The 17,478-nt window shown below is 68.7% G+C and carries 18 protein-coding genes; 9 read left to right on the forward strand and 9 right to left on the reverse strand.

Annotated elements, in window-relative coordinates:
• Positions 1-18: 18 nt before the first annotated feature.
• Complete coding sequence (locus Q2K16_RS00800; protein ID WP_302742903.1) at positions 19-1,176, reverse strand: glycosyltransferase family 4 protein; 1,158 nt, start codon at positions 1,174-1,176, stop codon at positions 19-21.
• A gap of 297 nt (positions 1,177-1,473) precedes the next feature.
• Between Q2K16_RS00800 and rfbB the strand changes: the two genes are divergently transcribed.
• Both rfbB and Q2K16_RS00810 read left to right on the forward strand, forming a co-directional pair.
• Complete coding sequence (rfbB, locus tag Q2K16_RS00805) at positions 1,474-2,490, forward strand: dTDP-glucose 4,6-dehydratase (RefSeq protein ID WP_302742905.1); 1,017 nt, start codon at positions 1,474-1,476, stop codon at positions 2,488-2,490.
• Positions 2,491-2,498: 8 nt separating this feature from the next.
• A complete protein-coding gene (locus Q2K16_RS00810) occupies positions 2,499-3,341 on the forward strand; it encodes an SDR family oxidoreductase (protein ID WP_302742907.1) in 843 nt (280 codons plus the stop codon).
• A 27-nt stretch (positions 3,342-3,368) separates the two neighbouring features.
• On the opposite strand, the gene Q2K16_RS00815 is transcribed toward Q2K16_RS00810, so the two are convergent.
• Both Q2K16_RS00815 and queC read right to left on the reverse strand, forming a co-directional pair.
• Positions 3,369-4,118, reverse strand: coding sequence for an FkbM family methyltransferase (locus Q2K16_RS00815; protein WP_302742909.1), 750 nt, complete (start codon positions 4,116-4,118; stop codon positions 3,369-3,371).
• Positions 4,119-4,196: 78 nt separating this feature from the next.
• Positions 4,197-4,919, reverse strand: coding sequence for a 7-cyano-7-deazaguanine synthase QueC (gene queC / locus Q2K16_RS00820; protein WP_302742910.1), 723 nt, complete (start codon positions 4,917-4,919; stop codon positions 4,197-4,199).
• A 264-nt stretch (positions 4,920-5,183) separates the two neighbouring features.
• On the opposite strand from queC, the gene Q2K16_RS00825 reads away from it, so the two are divergent.
• The 4 genes from Q2K16_RS00825 (at position 5,184) to Q2K16_RS00840 (ending at position 8,140) form a co-directional block, all read left to right on the forward strand.
• The gene (locus Q2K16_RS00825; RefSeq protein WP_302742912.1) at positions 5,184-5,546 is read left to right on the forward strand and encodes a 6-pyruvoyl trahydropterin synthase family protein; all 363 of its coding nucleotides are present in this window, start codon (positions 5,184-5,186) and stop codon (positions 5,544-5,546) included.
• Between the two features lie 154 nt (positions 5,547-5,700).
• Positions 5,701-6,309 (forward strand): 7-carboxy-7-deazaguanine synthase QueE, encoded by a 609-nt coding sequence (locus tag Q2K16_RS00830; RefSeq protein ID WP_368052557.1) that lies wholly within the window; start codon positions 5,701-5,703, stop codon positions 6,307-6,309.
• Positions 6,306-6,878 (forward strand): GTP cyclohydrolase I, encoded by a 573-nt coding sequence (gene folE, locus Q2K16_RS00835; protein ID WP_302742914.1) that lies wholly within the window; start codon positions 6,306-6,308, stop codon positions 6,876-6,878. The genes Q2K16_RS00830 and folE overlap by 4 nt, the downstream gene beginning before the upstream one ends.
• Positions 6,879-6,901: 23 nt before the next feature.
• Positions 6,902-8,140 (forward strand): glycosyltransferase family 2 protein, encoded by a 1,239-nt coding sequence (locus Q2K16_RS00840; RefSeq protein WP_302742916.1) that lies wholly within the window; start codon positions 6,902-6,904, stop codon positions 8,138-8,140.
• Positions 8,141-8,187: 47 nt separating this feature from the next.
• On the opposite strand, the gene Q2K16_RS00845 is transcribed toward Q2K16_RS00840, so the two are convergent.
• The 3 genes from Q2K16_RS00845 to Q2K16_RS00855 form a co-directional block, all read right to left on the reverse strand.
• Entirely contained in the window at positions 8,188-11,079 is a 2,892-nt protein-coding gene (locus tag Q2K16_RS00845) for a LuxR C-terminal-related transcriptional regulator (RefSeq protein ID WP_302742918.1), read from the reverse strand.
• A 38-nt stretch (positions 11,080-11,117) separates the two neighbouring features.
• On the reverse strand, positions 11,118-12,077 hold the full coding sequence (locus tag Q2K16_RS00850; RefSeq protein WP_302742920.1) for a class I SAM-dependent methyltransferase: 960 nt from the start codon (positions 12,075-12,077) through the stop codon (positions 11,118-11,120).
• Between the two features lie 150 nt (positions 12,078-12,227).
• A complete protein-coding gene (locus tag Q2K16_RS00855; protein WP_302746337.1) occupies positions 12,228-13,013 on the reverse strand; it encodes a glucose 1-dehydrogenase in 786 nt (261 codons plus the stop codon).
• Between Q2K16_RS00855 and Q2K16_RS00860 the strand changes: the two genes are divergently transcribed.
• Positions 13,012-13,137 (forward strand): hypothetical protein, encoded by a 126-nt coding sequence (locus tag Q2K16_RS00860; protein WP_302742921.1) that lies wholly within the window; start codon positions 13,012-13,014, stop codon positions 13,135-13,137. The two genes, Q2K16_RS00855 and Q2K16_RS00860, sit on opposite strands and share 2 nt — an antisense overlap.
• Complete coding sequence (locus Q2K16_RS00865; protein WP_302742923.1) at positions 13,134-13,439, forward strand: TetR/AcrR family transcriptional regulator C-terminal domain-containing protein; 306 nt, start codon at positions 13,134-13,136, stop codon at positions 13,437-13,439. The genes Q2K16_RS00860 and Q2K16_RS00865 overlap by 4 nt, the downstream gene beginning before the upstream one ends.
• Positions 13,440-13,492: 53 nt before the next feature.
• Here Q2K16_RS00865 and Q2K16_RS00870 read toward each other — a convergent pair whose 3' ends face one another.
• Positions 13,493-14,074 carry a TetR/AcrR family transcriptional regulator gene (locus tag Q2K16_RS00870; RefSeq protein ID WP_489671841.1) on the reverse strand — a complete coding sequence of 194 codons (582 nt, stop codon included), beginning with the start codon at positions 14,072-14,074 and terminating at the stop codon, positions 13,493-13,495.
• An 86-nt stretch (positions 14,075-14,160) separates the two neighbouring features.
• On the opposite strand from Q2K16_RS00870, the gene Q2K16_RS00875 reads away from it, so the two are divergent.
• Positions 14,161-14,910 carry a siderophore-interacting protein gene (locus Q2K16_RS00875; protein ID WP_302742925.1) on the forward strand — a complete coding sequence of 250 codons (750 nt, stop codon included), beginning with the start codon at positions 14,161-14,163 and terminating at the stop codon, positions 14,908-14,910.
• 42 nt (positions 14,911-14,952) lie between these two features.
• Here the strand turns inward: Q2K16_RS00875 and Q2K16_RS00880 are convergent, their stop codons facing one another.
• Positions 14,953-15,978, reverse strand: coding sequence for an NADP-dependent oxidoreductase (locus tag Q2K16_RS00880; protein WP_302742927.1), 1,026 nt, complete (start codon positions 15,976-15,978; stop codon positions 14,953-14,955).
• A gap of 106 nt (positions 15,979-16,084) precedes the next feature.
• The gene (locus Q2K16_RS00885; RefSeq protein WP_302742929.1) at positions 16,085-16,753 is read right to left on the reverse strand and encodes a TetR/AcrR family transcriptional regulator; all 669 of its coding nucleotides are present in this window, start codon (positions 16,751-16,753) and stop codon (positions 16,085-16,087) included.
• Positions 16,754-17,478: the final 725 nt, after the last annotated feature.

Consider the following 17,478-nt stretch of genomic DNA (forward strand, 5'->3'; position numbering starts at 1 on the left):
GGTCGGTTGGTATCGAGTTCACCGTGCGCCCATGGTGATGCGCAGGAACTCCTCTGCGACGGCCGTCGGCGTCTGGGCAGCCACCTGCCGGGGTGCCTGCTGCGACGCCCGATGGTAGGTGTCCCGGTCCGCCAGCAGATCCGCCGTGGCACGCCAGAGCCGGGCGGGCCCGCTGTCCAGGTCGATCATCTCAAGGGCCGCGCCGGTCAGCGCGGGAAGATGACCGAAACCGCCGACCACGTTCACACTCACGATCCGTCCGGCCTCGCCGACCAGCACAGGAAGATGCCCGAAGCCGTAACCGACGACAGGCGTACCCATCGACAGCGCCTCGGCCGCGACGTTGCAGAACGTCTCGGGACTGGTCGACGGCACGAGCACCACCGATGCGCCCCCGAGAAACGGCTGCGCGTCGGTCCAGGGGATGGCAGGCAGGATCTCGACACCCGGCAGTGTCGCGGCCAGTTGCCGGCACTCCGCGATCATGTCGCGCTGCATGCCGGGCCACAACTCGAAAGCCGCCTCGCCGAGCACGATCTCCACCTGCCGACCGAAACCCTCCGGATAGGCCTTCAACAGGTCCGCCACTCCCTTGGACGGGTCGGCCCGCGCGAGGATCCGAACCGGCCCGGTCTGCCGCAGCTGCTCACGCGCGGCGTGGTCGGGAGGGTTACCCGGGCACAACAGCGCGTTGGGCAGGGAGTGCCAGCCGGCGGAGTCGAGACCGGCCCGCGCGGCCTCGTCGATCAGAAAGTCGCTGATGGAGATCACGGCGTCGGGCTTGAGCGCCAGACTCTTCGCCATCGGTTCGTCGACGCGCAGGAAGTAGACCATCAACGCCGTACGGACTCCGGCCGGTGCCGCACCGAGATGTCCGAGGCCCACGCCGGCGTCGGTCCAGCAGGCGACATCGATGTCGTGTTCGGTCATCAGGCTCAGGACCTCCTGCCGGAGCGGCTCCGGGTCGTCAGGCATGACGTTTACGTCGTCGAACACGACCGGGGGCGACAGGGTCAACGTCTTCAGGCGCACCGTGTCCGGCCCGTCCGCGGCGGTCGGCGGACCGGCGGCGATGATGATCGCGCGGTGGCCGAGTTCGCGCAGGCCGTCGGCGAGTGACGCGATCCCGCGCTCCACGCCGGCGGGCTCGTCCGGATTGTGCGTCAACAGGACCAAAGCTACATTCACGGGTTCTCCACAGGTCGAAGGAACTCAAGCGTCCGGCCTCGTGACGTCATCGTCGCCGCCGGTCGCCGGGCGGCGCATCACGGGCTCTGACCGAGAGGTCAGCGACGCGCCTCCGATAGAACGGCGCTGAATGCGGCACGGAAGTCCCGCCGTGCCGGCGGGCCGAGTCTCGGTCGGAGTCGGGGCAACACTTCGGCGACGGCCGAGATGTGAGTGAGCACGGCCGACGACCATGATGGTCGGAACTGGACGGAAGAATCGCTGTTTCGAGGATGGTGTGCGGCTGTGGACAGAGTTCTGGTCACCGGTGGCGCGGGGTTCATCGGCTCGCATTTCGTTCGACGCCTACTACGCGACGAGAACATCTCCCGCGTGACCGTGTTGGATGCACTGACCTACGCCGGCACCGTGTACAACCTGGACGGCGTCCTGAACCATCCGCGGCTGTCGTTCGTCGAGGGCGACATCCTGGACGGCACCGTGGTCGCCGACCTGGTCGCAACCCACGACGCCGTCGTCCACCTCGCCGCCGAGTCACATGTCGACAGGTCATTCGACACGACGGAGACGTTCGTCGCCACCAACGTGCAGGGCACCCGCATGCTGCTCGATGCCGCAGCGCACCTGGGCGTACGGAAGTTCGTGCACGTGTCGACCGACGAGGTGTACGGACCCCTGCCGACCGGGACCGCCTCCGAGAACGACCCGCTCCGGCCGACGAATCCCTACGCCGCATCCAAGGCAGCCAGTGACATGGTCGCCAACTCGTACTTCCACACCTACGGCGTACCGGTGTGCATCACCAGGTCCACGAACAACTACGGCCCGGGTCAGCACCATGAGAAGATCGTCCCTGCCTTCGTGACGAGCCTGCTCGCCGGGGGCCGCGTCAGCATCCACGGCCATGGTGAGCACATCCGGAACTGGCTACACGTCGAGGACAACTGCCGTGGCATCGAACTGGTGCTCCGCAAGGGGATACCGGGCGAGATCTACAACATCGGCGGCGGCACGGCGCTCACCAACAACGAGTTGGCCCGGACCGTCCTGCGCGCCTGCGGTGCCGACTGGAGTTCGGTCGACTACGTTTCCGACCGCAGGTCCAACGACATCCGATACTCGGTGGACTGGACCAAGGCCGCCCGAGACCTCGGCTACCGGCCGGTCCGGTCGCTCGTCGAGGGCCTGACCGAGACCGTGCAGTGGTACCGCAGGCACCCCGACCGCTGGGTGACGTCACCGACGGGCTCCGCCCAGGCGGCACCGGACACCACCCCCGACGTGGTGTCACCGGTCCCGTGAACGGCCGTTTGCTGATCACCGGCGGCAGCGGAACGCTCGGCCGACACCTGTTTCACCGAGCCGTCGCGGCGGGCTGGGACGTGGTCGGCACCTATGTCGCGACACCGACCGAGACCGCCGGCCAGCAGCTGGACATCTGCGATCCGGCAGCCATCCGAGAGGTTCTGCGCCGGATCCGGCCGGACGCCGTCATCCACGCCGCGGCTGCCCGCGACCGCAACGACTGGGCAGCCACCGCCGACGGAGCAGCCAACGTCGCCGTCGCCACCGCTGGTGTTCGACTCGTGCACGTGTCCAGCGACTCGGTGTTCTCCGGGCGCGCGACGCACTACACCGAAGATGCCACACCCGATCCGATATACCCGTACGGTGCTGCGAAAGCAGCCGCCGAGACCGCCGTCCGAGCGGTGCACCGCAACGCCGTCGTCGTCCGGACCTCGCTCGTACTGGGCGACGGACGTGGCGACCACGAGCGGTTGACGCACGACCTGGCGGCTGGTCGGGTCCACGGCGGACTGTTCACCGACGAAGTCCGCAACGCGGTGCACGTCACCGACCTTGCCGAAGCACTGGTCGAACTGGCCGCCAGCAGCTACCGGGGCATTCTGAACGTGGCGGGCGCAGATGCCGTGAGCCGGTATCAGCTCGGCCTGCTGGTGGCGGCGCGCGACGGCCTCGACCCGGCCACGATCCGGCCGATTCGCAGCGCGAATCCCCATCGACCGGCCGAGATCCGGTTGACCCTCCAGCGGGCACGGACGCTACTCCGCACCCGGCTGCGAGGCGCCCACGAGTTCCTCGCCGAACCCCTCGACCCACGGCCTGCCGTACCCCGGGCACACCGTGCGTGATCGCCGGTGCTCGGCGTGCTGCACCGTTCAGGGAGTGTGGCGTACCGCAGCGACCAGGAACGTGCGGATCTCGGGTGGGATCAGCGGTGACGGTTCGACGGCCACGGTGAAGTCGTACGCCTCAAGCAGGGTGGTGACGGCGGCCAGTCGACCGTCGAGATCCTGGACCTCCAGGAGGAACTGGTCGATGAGTTCCCAGTGGTGATGGTCGATGCCACGCAGGACGTCGAGTTCGGCCCCTTCGACGTCGATCTTCACCAGCCCGACGTGTTCATCGGGGGCGAGGTAGTCGGAGAGGCGGTCGACCTGCACGGACACCGGTTCAGCGCGGTAGTGGCTCCGAATGAACTCCTCCGGACCCTCGTGGGAGAGGACAGCGATCTGCAGTTCCTTGTCAGCCGGATAGCGGGTGGAGTTGCCCGGTGCCAGCGGGTAGTACTCGAACACGGCTCGTTCCTGTTGGGTGCCGAGTGCCCTCTGGTGCACTGACACCGCGCCGAGTTGCTGCTCCTCGATGTTTCGGCGCAACGCCCGCGCCAGTTGCGGCATCGGCTCGAATGCGCGTACTCGCGCGTCAGGGAACTTGCGCTTCAGGAAGAGGGTGAAAAGCCCGATGTTGGCACCGACGTCGAGGACGATCCCGTCGGGCTCGATCTGGACACCGTCGTAGCATCGATGGGAGAAGATCTCGTCGTACTGCCAGCGGGCTTCGGCTTCGTACGGCGCCCACACGGTCAGGCGGTCATCGAGAGTGAATGGGCGAAGCTCGGTCACCATACCTCCAGGTCACACGTCCGGCCCGACGGGAGGGGGACGCCTCGATGAACAGGTGCAGCACCGGCACGACGTGTGTGGTCACCGTCCCGGATGGGCGAACTGCGTGACATCGTCGCGATAGTGGGTCGGATCCGGCACACCTGCCTCATGGAACGCCTCCCGACGCTCGTAGCACGTTCCGCACGTTCCGCAGTGCTGGTCGCCGCCCTTGTAACAGGACCAGCTCAACGACAGCGGGGCATCCAGCCGGCTGCCGTATGCCGCGACCTCCGCCTTGGTCCAGGTCATGAACGGCACCTCCACCCGCGGGGTAGGGAACCCCTCGTTGGCGACGGTCACCAGCTCGCACAGGGCCGTGACGAAGGCAGGACGGCAGTCCGGGTACACGAAGTGGTCGCCGGAGTGCATGCCGAGCGCCACCACGCCGACGCGGTGGGCGACACCGACGGCGACCGCGACGTTGGCCAGGATCGCGTTGCGGTTCGGCACGACCGTGGCACGCATGGACGCCTCCGCGTAGTGACCGTCGGGAACGGTCACGGTGTCGTCGGTCAGCGCCGATCCAGGGAGCAGCCCGCCCAGACCACTGAGGTCGACCACCTGGTGCACGGCACCGTAGTGATCGGCGATGGCCCGAGCCGAGTCGATCTCGCGGCGATGCCGCTGACCATAATCCACCGTGACGGCGATCAGGCTGAATCGCAACGCCGAGTAGTACGCCATGAGAGTGGTGGAGTCCATTCCTCCGGACAGGACGACGAGGGCGGAGGAAGAGCCCGATCGATTCTCGTCGTGGGTCATCGAATACCTCCAGGTACGTCGGCACGAACAGGTGCAGTCGGCCCGACAGCGCGGGGCCCGAAAGGTGCTGTCCCGCCTCACTGTCGTCCGGGCCGGTTCGGCATGCATCACGGCGGACGACCGAAGCTTCCGAGCCGAGCCACCGAAACGGCCGAGCCGCCGGTGCCCCGTCGCGTTCTACGGTCGGCCGACCTCAACCTCTCGGTCGACGCCGTGATGCAACGCGACGCCCGGGTCGGCCATCGTTGGCACAGGAGGTACGACATGACATTCCGCATCAGCAAGGAGTTCCACTTCTCGGCCAGCCACTCGCTCGCCGGTCTGGCGGCAGAGCACCCGTGCAGTCGTATGCACGGACACAACTACGTCGTGGAACTGGAGCTGACCGCTGACCGGGACGCCCTGAGCGACGTGGGCTTCGTCCGTGACTACGGCGACCTGGCCGCCTTCTCCCGATGGCTGGACCAGGAGGTCGACCACCGTCACCTGAACGACGTGGTGGACCGGAACCCGTCGGCCGAGAACCTGTCCCGCTGGATCTACGACAGGTGGCACGAGCGCTATCCGGAGTTGTCCTCGGTCCGGGTGTCCGAGACGCCCAAAACCTGGGCGGAGTACCGCCCGTGAAAGCCCGCCTGGACGAGAACCGGGAGGCAGGTGATGCCGTGGTGGAGCCGATACTCGTCGTGAACGAGATTTTCGGCCCCACCTGAGCACCGTCCAAGGCGAAGGCCCGTCGTCAGGTCAACGATGCGCCTTCCTCCGACTGGGCGGCTGCAACCTGTCGTGTCGCTGGTGCGACACCCCGTACACCTGGGACTGGACCGGTGTCGCCGACACGGGAACGGCCTACGATCCGCGGGTCGAACTGCACCGGATGACATGGCGCACCGTGCACGACCGGTTGGCAGCCATGGAGGTGCCGCTCGTGGTCATCTCCGGCGGCGAACCGCTCAACCAACAGGCCCGCTTGCAACAGTTGATCGCGGCGTTGACGGCGGACGGCCACCGCCTGGAGATCGAGACGAACGGCACCGTGACCCCGGCCGCCGCACTGGTCGACCTCGGTGTCCGGTTCAACGTCTCCCCCAAACTGGCCCACGCGGGCGACCGGGAATCGCGCCGGCTGCGGCCGGAGGCGCTGACCGCGCTGGCCGCCGTTCCCGGAACCGCCTTCAAGTTTGTCTGCCGCTCGGTCAGCGACCTCGACGAGGTGGCGACCGTGGTGGCAGCCTACGGAACCCGACCCGTATGGATCATGCCGGAGGGACGGACGGCGGACGACGTTGCGCAGGGGCTGCAAGAACTCGGCGACGAAGTGGTCGCCCGAGGCTGGAATCTGACGACTCGGCTGCACATCGCCGTATGGGGCGAACGGAGAGGGAAATGACAACCACGGAAAGTGAATCCGGCGGCCAGGACCCGCTGGAGCACATCGCCCGGCAGCTGCTGATCGAGATCGGAGAGGACCCGGACCGCGACGGCCTCAAGGAAACACCGGCGCGCTTCGCTCGCTGGTGGCGGGAGTTCAGCAGCTACCAGGCCGGCGACGTCGGTACCCGCTTCCCGTTGCGGACCGACGGACAGATCATCATGGTCTCGGACATCAAGGTGTGGTCGCTGTGCGAACACCACCTGCTGCCGTTCTCGTGCTCGCTGACCATCGCCTACCGGCCCGACGGCGACGTACTGGGCCTGTCGAAGTTCGCGCGCATCGCGCACCGCCACGCCCACCGGCTACAGGTGCAGGAACGCCTCGTGCAGGACATCGCCACCGAAATCACCGCGATCACCGGCTCCGTCGACATCGCCGTGATCGGTCACGGCGAGCACCTGTGCATGAGCATGCGAGGGGTACGCACCACCGCCCAGATGACAACCTCGGTGTTCCGAGGCATCTTCCAGGAACACGGCCCGGCCCGGCAGGAACTGGTGGCCTCCGTCTTCCCGCGGCGCTGAACCCCGCCTGGAACGGAGCACAGGTGACCATCGCCGGACCATGGATCTCAGTCGTCATCCCCACGTACAACCGGGCGAACCTGCTCCGGGGAACCCTGGAAGCGTTGACCGCCCAACGGATGCCGGCGGGCACCGTCGAGGTCATCGTCGCCGATGACGGTTCCTCCGACGACACCCCCGACGTCGTACACGACTTCACCCGCAGGCTTGCCCTGCGGTACCACTTCCAGCCGGACCGGGGATTCCGGGCCGCAGCGGCACGCAACGCAGGCGCCCACCTGGCGTCGGCACCGGTGCTCGTCTTCGCGGACAGCGGCATCCTGCCCGGCCCGGACTTCCTGTCCTCCCACCTCGAAGCCCACACCACCGGGCCCGCCGCCGTCATCGGATACACCTTCGGCTACCGGCCGGGCGATCCCACGCCCGGCCTCGCCGACGCCCTGCAGACCACACCGGTGGCGGAAGTGGTCCGACGCTACGGCGACGCGGCGACGTTCCTCGACATCCGGCACCAAGCGTTCGAACGCTTCGCGTTCGACCTGGACCGCACCATCGTCCCCTGGCAGTGGTTCTGGTCGCTGAACTGTTCGGTGCCGGCAGACGCCTTCCGGGCCGTCGGCGGATTCGACGAGAGCTTCCGCAGCTGGGGTGGCGAGGATCTGGAACTGGGATTCCGGCTCTTCCGGCACGGCCTACGGTTCCAGATCAACCAGGACGCATGGGCGGTCGACGTGCCACACCCCCGGTCCGCCGACGCCGATCAGGCCAGCAACCTGACCAACCTGCTGACGTTCCTACAGCGTCACCCCGAACCGGTGGTTGAACTCCTGCTCAGCTGGTTCGCCCGGGAACAGCCCGGCTTCCAGATCAACCACCAGTGGAACGTCGAAGACGAGTACCGGGCCCTGAACGCGGCAACCATCGAAGCCCGGAGCCGATCGGTCATCGATGAACTCGACCACGAGGCCGCCACGGTCGGGGACACCACACGCGTCGCGGTACTGGGCTGCGGCCCGCAGATACCGGACCGGCTGGCCGACGCCGCCCTCTTCGACTTCGACCCGCAGGTGGTCGACGAACTAACCAGCCGGGGCCGCCGCGTCGGCCACGCCGTCGGACTACACACACTGCTGCCGGACAAAGCCGTGGATCTGGTGATCGTCACATCACGGATGAGTGGCCTGTGGGAACGCTGGCACCGCGAGATCCGTGCCGAGGCACACCGCATCGGCCACACGGTCCGGACCCACACGCCCGGGTGACGCTACGGCGCGGGCCGCCGGGCCACCACGGCCCGGCGGCCAACCCGTCAGCTCGTCGGACGCCCACGCGCCGGCAGACCATCGGCCAGCAGCGGCCAGAACGCCGGGTCCCGAAACAACTGCGGCAGGTCGATACGCCCACTGATACCGAGCTTGCGGTACGCGCTCGACAGATGCAGCTCCACCGTCCGCCGAGTGATGTGCCGCGTCTGAGCGATCCCACTGTTCGTGGCACCCCGGATCGCGTCGATGAGAATCTGCCGCTCCCGCCGGGTCAGGGTGAGCACACCCCGCAGGGACATCTGCCGTGGCGCCCGCTCATGCGCGACGAGCAGCTGTCGGCGCGAGCGCAACGCCAAGGCACCGGCGGCGCACCGATCAGCGATGTGCACCGCCTGCGTCAGGGCGGCGATCGCCTCCTGGCGGGCCAGCGATCCACTCAACGCCGAACCCAGATCGGCGAGCGCATGCGCCGCGTCCAGGCCCTCCGCGGGACCCAGCAGAGCCACTGCCTCACGCAGCAGACGATGCTTCTCCGCCGTCGCGCTGGCACACGCCTGAGCCCGCAACGCCCGACCGCGCTCCACCGGCGACCCGACCGCGTCGGCGAACCTGAGCTGGGCACAGGACACCCGCACGGCCTGCCGCCGACGCCCCACCGCCACCAGCAGGTCGGCACCGTGCCGACGCCACATGAGACTCCCCGGCAGCCGAATGCCCGCCTGATACGCGCGGGCTCGCAGGTCGGCGAGGTCCCGGCGGGCTCCGGTGAGGTCACCGTCACCGGCGCGCATCCGGGCCCGGGCCAGCAGCAACTCGCAGTAGTACCACCCGGGCGGCAACTCGTCGATCAGCCGGTAGCGACGCAGCAGAGCACGCGCGTCGTCCAACTCGCCTCGGCTGACGTGCACGTCGGCGCGCAGACCCACCAGGACCACGATGACCGGATCATGCGACGCATCCGGCCGCTCTCCCTGCTCCCACAGCGCGTCGTTGAGACATCTGCCGGCCTCCTCCAGATCTCCGACGGCCAGCGCGATCCGGCCCCGAACCGAGGCCAGCCACCCCGCCGGTGACGACTGGCCCTCCGACTCCGACCGATCGACCCGGTCCAACCAGGAGGTCGCCTCGCGATGATCGCCGGCATCCGCAAGCACCGCCAACGCCGCAGTCCGTGCCAGCGGGTGAAGCTGCAACCCCATCCCGTCCCGACCCAGTGCCCGCCGGGCCTCCCGCACCGCCTCCCGCGGGTCCGAATCGACAAGATAGCGAAGGAACGCATCCAGCGCAGACCACGCCACCTGCACGGGCCGCCGGTCGGCGTCATCGCCCGCACGCACCGCCACCGCATCCCGCGGACCCAGCAACCCCTGAATCCGCCGGCGCATCTGCACCGGACGGCCACGGAAAGGCCGATGCAACGTCCGATACCCCTCGGCCCAACCCTCGAACACCGTCCCGCGGACACTCGTGTCGATCCGGTCGAGCAGGTCGTGCTGCTGTGCGCCCAACTCCATCTCGTACAGGGCACGGCCGATCTGCCCGAGCATCCCCGCCACCACCGCGCTGTCGTTGTCCCCCGACAGCACCGCGACAGCCGCGAGCACCCCGTTCACCGGATCCCGCCGGATCTCGAAACGAGCGAGCCGGAGCATGGCCTCTCGCTGCTGCCCACCGGTGGCGACACGGACCGCCAACTTCAGACAGCGTCCTTCGGCGTCGTCCGCGCCGGTCTCCCGGGCATGATCGGCCGCCTGCAGGAGGACCTGAGCCGGCCACGACCCGCTCGGCGCAACCGCCGAGGCAGTCAGGTGTGACGCGATCCGATCCGCCGGAGCGTTCAGAACAAACAGGTACTCGGCGATGCCGAGGTGCGTCGCACTACGGGCCATCGCCGTCATCGACGCCGCGACCGCGGTACCCAGGGCCGGGTGCCGCAGAGGAAGACTCTCGGCGTCCCCGATCAACCTCATGCGGATCAGCAGGTCCAGCGCGGTCAGCACCTCCTGGACGTCGAGGCCGGTGAGGTGGGCGACCAGCGCCGCATCCACACCACCGTGGCCCTGGGCCACCGCGACGATCTCCACGATCCGCATCAGCGCGGTCCCCAACCGGTTCAACCGCCCCCGCACCAGCCGCAAGGCATCGTGCAGCACCACCTCGTCGACACGATGAGGCAAGCCGGACCCGGCGGAGCGGCTGCGCAGGACCCGGGCGAACTCCCCGATCATGTACGGACTGCCGCCACACCACAGGTGAACCTCGGCGACGAAGCGGCCCGCCGGCCGGGACGGCAACAGGGCGCACAACAGGTCGCCGGTCTCCGCCTCGGTCAGCCCGTCGAGTTCCATCCAGGTCGCGTCGGTCAACAACTCCGCCAACTGCTCGGGCGCGGTGGGCGGCTCGCCGGCGCGGACCGACACCAGCAGCAGTATCGGTAACCGCGCGCACCCCTCCAACACCTGCCGCAGCCACCGGAGCGCCGGGCGACAGGCATACGTGATGTCATCCACCGCGACGACCAGCGGCCCCCGCTCAGCCAACGCGGCGACAGCCGCCCGTGCCACGGACACCTGCCGGTCGCGGTCTGCCCAGTCGTCCGTTCCGGTGGGTTGCCATGCCAGCAGGGGAGGCCGCGACCGGCAGGTCGACCGCCGCGCACCGGACACCGGTGAAACCGCTTCGGCGAGGCACCGGAGAAGATCGGTGACCAGCGCGGTCGGCACCTGACGATCCGCCAGCCGGCAGCGCACGCGCACAGCGAACCCGCCCTCCCGGCGGCAGGCTCCCACGAACTCGTCGAGCAGCGCGCTACGGCCCACTCCGGGTCCGCCGGTGACCGCGACGCGCACGAGCCCCGCATCGGCACTCACCACCCTTGCCTGCCTCAGCGCCCGCAACTGGGCCAGTCGTCCCACCAACCGGGGTGACTCGTCCACCGGCCACACGCCGCTCTCTCCAGTCCCTGGATCGGCGGTCAAGCGGACCCCCCAGGCCGGGCGACGAGGACCAGTCCTTGATCCCCTATGGCATGCGGTCGTCGGGCGAAGTGGCGGCCGAGGGCCGGCACGAGAGCCTCCCGCATGTCGGCGGCGCGCGGATGTCCGTCGTACCAGAAATCCACCAGCAGGTCCGCGGCGGAGCGGATCCGCTCCGCCAGACTCGGCTCCGTGAAGTGCAGGGCGGCTTCGGTGCGGCTCAGGGAGAACCGGCCGAAACCATGGTCGGACAGCGTCTGGGCCGCGGTCGCGAGCAGATAGCCCTGGTGATCGTGGGACTCCCCGGCGATCGGCACGCAGACCTCGTTGAGGAGGGCCACCAGCTCGTTGTCCGGCGAGCCCCCGATGAGCACCACCTTGGCCTCGTCATGCGTGGGGTCGCACACCCGGGCGATCTCCCGCACAGCCTTGGCCAGATCGTCGACGTAGGGCAGTACCCAGGCGGAGAACACCGCGTCGAAGCTGCCGTCGGCAAACGGCAACGCCTCCGCCCGTCCGGGATGGACCTCCAGCTCACCCCCGTCGGTGCCGCCCGCACCCAGTCGCAGCCGCTCGACCCGGTTGACGTGCGGCTCGACGGTGACGCATCGACCGAGGTCGCCGGCAACGGCACGGGTGATCTCCCCGGTACCACCGCCCACGTCGAGGACCCGGCGGTTACCCGTCAGGGCCGCTCGGACGACGGCCATCTCCTCCCGGCGCTCCAGCCGGTCGACAAAGTTCTGCCAGCCTCCGGCGCTCAACCGATGCGGTCCCCGGTAGCGCTGCGGTGCCCGGTCCAGAGGTCCACACCAGGGGTGTGTCCGAACCTCGGCCGCGCTGAGGGTGTTCGCTGCCGCACGCGCCCCCTGCTGAACAATCATGATCTTCTCCTCACGCGAGCCGGAGCCCCCGGCTTCGACCGCGCACCCATTGGCCGCCGAGATCGATACCTGCACACAGCCTCCTCAGTTGGCGGTGTCGAGTCTTTCGATCAAGGAAGCGAGAGACATCTGTCAATTGACGTAGTCTCCGCTGGCTCGGCGGGCTCACGCCGCCTGCAACGGGCCCGAACACGGGGATCGCCACACTCCCGGGTGGGTCCGTTGTCAGGCGGCGTCGATCGGGAGGGCGGGACCCAGCAGCAGGCCGCCGTCGAGTACCAGTTCGGTCCCGGTCGCGAACGACGCGTCCGGTGAGGTGAGGTAGAGCAGTGCTGCGCTGACGTCGGCGGGGTCGCCGAGGCGGGGGATCGCGAAGGGCCCCGGGTCGTAGAAGTCGGCGATCGGCCGTTCGCCGGGTGCGGCTGGTTCGTGGATGAGGTTCGTCGAGATGACTCCGGGGTGGATGGCGTTCACCCGGATGTCGTCTCGACCCAGTTCGAGTGCGGCGCTCAGGGTCAGGCCCCGGACCGCCCATTTGCTCGCGACGTAGGAGGCGTAGCGGGCGGTGCCGCCGTACGCCATCGTCGAGCCGATGTTGACGATCACGCCGCCGCCGGCTCGTCGCATCGCGGGGGTGACGGCTTTGATGCCGAGGTACTGTCCGGTCACGTTGACCGCGAAGGTGCGGTCCCAGAGGGCGCGGTCGGTGGACTCGATCGTGGTGGCGGGGTTCTGGATACCCGCATTGTTCACCAGGATCGTCAGGGTGCCGAAGGTGTGCGCGGCTGCGGCGACGGCGGTTGTCCACTCGTCCTCACGGGCGACGTCCAGGCGGACTGCGAGGGCCCGTTCGCCCAGTTCGGCGGCGAGTGTCGTGGCCTTGCCCAGGCTTCCCGCCGTGCTGCCGATGACGACGTTCGCGCCCTCGGCGTGGTAGGTCCGGACGTGGCTTTCGCCGAGTCCTCCGGTGCCGCCGGTGATCAGTGCGGTCTGGTCGGTGAAACGTGACATGAGCACCGAGCCGTCGGCGTACCACAGGCGCGTCGCCGAAGAGAAGCGCGCGGCCATCCTCAGGGCCGCCACCGGCCTGTTCCTGGCCTCCGGCTACGACGGAACCTCACTCGCCCGGGGATGACCGCGCTGTTCCGCATCGTCATCGCGGAGCTGCCGCGCTTCCCCGAACTCGGCGAGGCGCAGTTCAGCCGCGGAAAGATGCCCTACTTCGAGTCGGTCAGCCGCTACCTCGCCGCCGCCGACAGGGCCGGCTCGGCGAAGGTCGACGACCCTGATCTCGCCGCCACCCAGTTCCTCGGGATGATCTCCAACTTCGTCTTCTGGCCCACGCTCCTGCTCACCGACTGGGCACCGCAGCGGACCGCGATCGAACAGGCGGTCAGGGAAGCGGTCAACACCATGTGCGCCCGCTATCAAGCCTGACCGGGCCGGGCCTCACCCGCCTGATCATCCATGACCTGCGAGGACTCGCTAGGTCACAGGCCGTCCAGCAGCACCTCGATGACCTCCATCAACTGCTCGCGCAGCTGGTCGGCTGGCATGTCCTGATAGTGGTCCGACAGCATCACCAGGGGGCCGAAGATCGCGCCCAGGGTGCTGCCGAGCCGGACCCTCACCCTCGGGTCGAGCGCCGGGTCGGCGAAGAGCGCCGACAGCTTCGTGTTCTGCGCCGACAACCGGGCGCCGACCTCGGGGTCGTTGGCGAACAACGCGTGGAAGACGTCCTCGTTGCGTTCCAGGACCACGAGCATCTGCCGGTGCCGCAGGGCGATGTCGATGATCTGCGGCAGGGCCCGCTGCCAGGCACCCGGGTCGGTGCCGGCCACCACCAGCCGGTCGGACGCCTCGGTGAGTACGTCGAGGGCCCGGCCGATGACCGTGCGGGCGATGTCGTCCTTGGCGTGGAAGTGGTGGTACACCGCCGCTTTGCTGACGCCGAGCCGCTCCGCGATGTGCCGCAGCGACGTGCCCTGGTAGCCCTGGCGGGCGAACAGCTCGACGGCGACATCCACGATGCGCTCCCGCATCGGCTCGGCAGGGGGGTTGGCGGCGGTCACCGCCACAGGGTATAACTTGCCGATCGACAAGTCGCGCCTTGCCGATCGGCAAGGAACAGCATTGACTCCGATGGTGAGGACCGATTGTGAAGAGTCGTCTGCTCGACCGCCTGCTGGTCGCCGCCCAGGTTCACGCGGTCGAGCCGCTGGGCCCCCGCCTACGGCTGGTCACGCTGACCGGGCCCGATCTGGCGGGTCTCGACTGGCTGCCCGGCCAGCACGTACGCCTGCAACTCGCCCCGGGGCCGGCCGCCGTCGACTGGCTGGTCGGCACCCTGCGCACCTACACGGTGTGGAGCTACCAGGACCAGACCATGGAACTGGTCGTCTTCGACCACGGGGACGGCCCCGGCGCGCAGTGGGCACGCACCACCCGGCCCGGCGACGAGCTGATGCTGATGAAACCGCAGGGCACCTTCGTCACCGCCCCGGCGCCGCCGTACCACCTCTTCGCCGGGGAGGAGACCGCGCAGGCCGCCTACGGTCCGATGCTGCGCGCCCTGCCGGCCGACGCCCGGGTCTTTGGCCGGTTCGAGATCGACTCCCCGGACGAGCGCCTCAACCTGATCGACTCCCACCACGAGCGCCCGGACCCGAAGACGGGCAGGGACCTGGAGTGGAGCTACCGCCAGGGCCGGTCCGCGGCTTCCTCGGAGACCCTGGTCGAGGCCGTCCGCGGACTGGAGCTACCCGCCGAGCCCGGCCGCGCCTACCTGGCCGGGGAAGCCCGGACGATCCAGCTGATCCGCCACCACCTGGTCAAGGAGCGGAACTGGCCGCGCCGTAACGTGATCACCAAGCCGTTCTGGACCCCGGGCCGCAAGGGGATGGACTAGTGCATTGCTCAACGCCGACTCTCATCCACCACACGGCTGTGCTCAGGTCGCCGGATCGGTGAGTACGACGACTTTGCCCTTGGCCCGGCGGGTCTCGACGCGGGTGAATGCCTGCGCGGCGCGGTCGAAAGGGTAGGTGCTGTCGATCTTCACGGGTAGGGTGCCGGCGTCGATGAGCCTGCCCAGTTGGTGTAGGTCGTGTCCGCTGGGGCGCATGGACAGGAACCGGTAGGTGAAGGCGCGTGCGTGTGCGCGCCGCCGAGGTCCGAGCGTGGCGAGCCACAGGGCCGTCTCAAGGGCGGCGGCACGCCACGCGGGCATCGGGTAGTCGTGCCGGATCGATCCGGGGGTCGGGGTCGCAGTGATCGTCACGAGCCGGCCGCCAGGGGACACCAACTCCAGCAGAGCGGTCAGCTGAGGCCCGCCGACGAGGTCGAGGACCCTGGTGAACGGGCCGTGCGTCGCATCGATGCGCCGGGACCGGTAGTCGATGACCTCGGCGGCGCCGAGGCTGCGCAGGAGCGGCTCGGACGAGGCGGAGGCGGTGGCCACCACGTGGGCGCCGGTGCGGGCGGCGAGAGTGGTCGCGAACATGCCGACCATGCCGGAGCCGCCGGTGATGAGCAGTCTGTCGTCGGCCTGGATCGCGAGGGCGTCGCGGACGGCCTGGAGGGCGGTCGTGCCGGCCAGCGGGACGGCCGCGGCGGCGGTGAAGTCGAGTGTGTGTGGCATCGGAGCGACCAGGTCTGCTTCGATGGCGACCTTCTCTGCCAGCGCACCGAGGCGTGCCTTGTTGGTGCGGCCGACGACGGCGTCGCCGACGGCGAGGGTGTTCACCTGGGAGCCGACGGCAGATACGACGCCGGAGAACTCGTTTCCGGGCACGACGGGAAAGCGGACGGGGCTGGCGAACCGGAAGGTGCCGGAGCGTTGCAGGATGTCGATGGGGTTGAGGCCGACCGCGCGGACGTCGACGACCACGTCGTGGTCTCCCGGGACCGGGTCGCGGCGCTCACCGAGACGGAGAACCTCCGGGCCACCGAAACCGGTCAGCTCGTACGCGCGCATCGACGTTCTCCAGATCCGGTTAGGTGTGTGCCTGGTCGGGGTAGAGGCATGGTTTCCGGGGCGGGGTCACGACGTTCGGGTGCCAGGGGACACCGCTCGCCCGACGTCAGCGCCGTCGGTGAACACCGGGCAGCCACTGCCGCAGCAGCGCGTCGACATCGGCACCGGTCGTCGGCGTGCCCAGGTCGCTCGCCTGCGGCGCGGCGCGTAGGCCGTCGATGAGTAGCCGCAGGTAGCGGGTGTAGGTCTCGGGACGGATCTGCCGGCTGTGGTGCGCGACCTCACTGATCATGGTGAGTAGCACGGGGATGTCCTCGGCGGTGACGTCCGGGCGTAACGTGCCCTCGGCGCGGGCACGCTCGACCAACCGCCTGATGATCGGCATGATCCGGTCACGGATCTGTGCCAGGTAACGCTCGTCGAAACCCGCCCCCAGTTCGACGTCGCGGACGCCGCGGTCGGTGGCGTGCAACTGGGCGGCACGGGACAGGAAACGCACGAGGCCGTCCCAGCCGGTCGGCGCGTGCAGTGCTGCCGCGATCGCCGCCGCATGCTGTTCCAGGCGCTCCTCCAGCGCCGCCGCGAGCAGCGACTCCTTGGTCGGGAACCGCCGGTGGACGGTGCCGACACCGACGCCGGCCTGCTGGGCCACGTCGTCGTAGGTCGCGGACACCCCGCGCGTGGCGAACGTCTGACGGGCGGCCTCGATGATGCGTTGCCGGTTTGCCTGCGCATCACGCCGCAGCGCCCGGCCCGATCCCTCGGACTCCTGCATGAAGCTCACCGTATCAAGTGGAACAGGATATTCCACTTCTGTGGTTCACGTCGCAGCACGACGTCGACTCCCGGACGCTCGGGCCGGTGCGCTGGCGGGAGCGGTCCGCGGCCGTTACCGAAGGTGCGTGAAGATTCACTCAGGGCTATCGGATTCGACGGGCGGCGATGTAGCATCGAACTCGGCCTCGGGTGATCAAGTATCTTTCCGGGTCGTAATTGGCGTACTGATTCGGCGACCTTGCCGGACTCGATGCGAAGGCGGGCAGGAATTCGGCAATCCCCTCGCGACGACGACGCAAATTAATCCTGTCGGCCCCGCGCCCCTCGGGCGCGCTGACAGGGCTGCCCGATGAGCCGTCCCACCAGTCCACCGCCGCCGTGCCGAACGACCATCATAACTTAACCTGACCGAAACGTATTGTGCGATCCGTTAACCGCCCTGGTAGTGAGCCTGAGAAGTGGACCACTGTGAACCCGACCAGTCTCCCTTGATTTTCCGACCAGTTCCTATGAGGATGGCTCATCATAGGGTGTTGCAGTCGCACTATCAGACATATATGCGGTCTGGCAGAGGTCGATCAAGGCCACCTGCCAGCGTATTGCGGCCCGGTCCGAAGGTCGTCATAGAGTTGATTTACCGGCCGACCCGGTGGTGACGCGAGTCGGCTCGTTCAGGAAAAGGACATCCGTCGTCGGAGAGCCCGCCGGCGGCAATTCACCTTC

Source organism: Micromonospora cynarisoli (assembly GCF_030518815.1).
In the GTDB taxonomy this organism is placed as follows: Bacteria; Actinomycetota; Actinomycetes; order Mycobacteriales; family Micromonosporaceae; genus Micromonospora; species Micromonospora wenchangensis.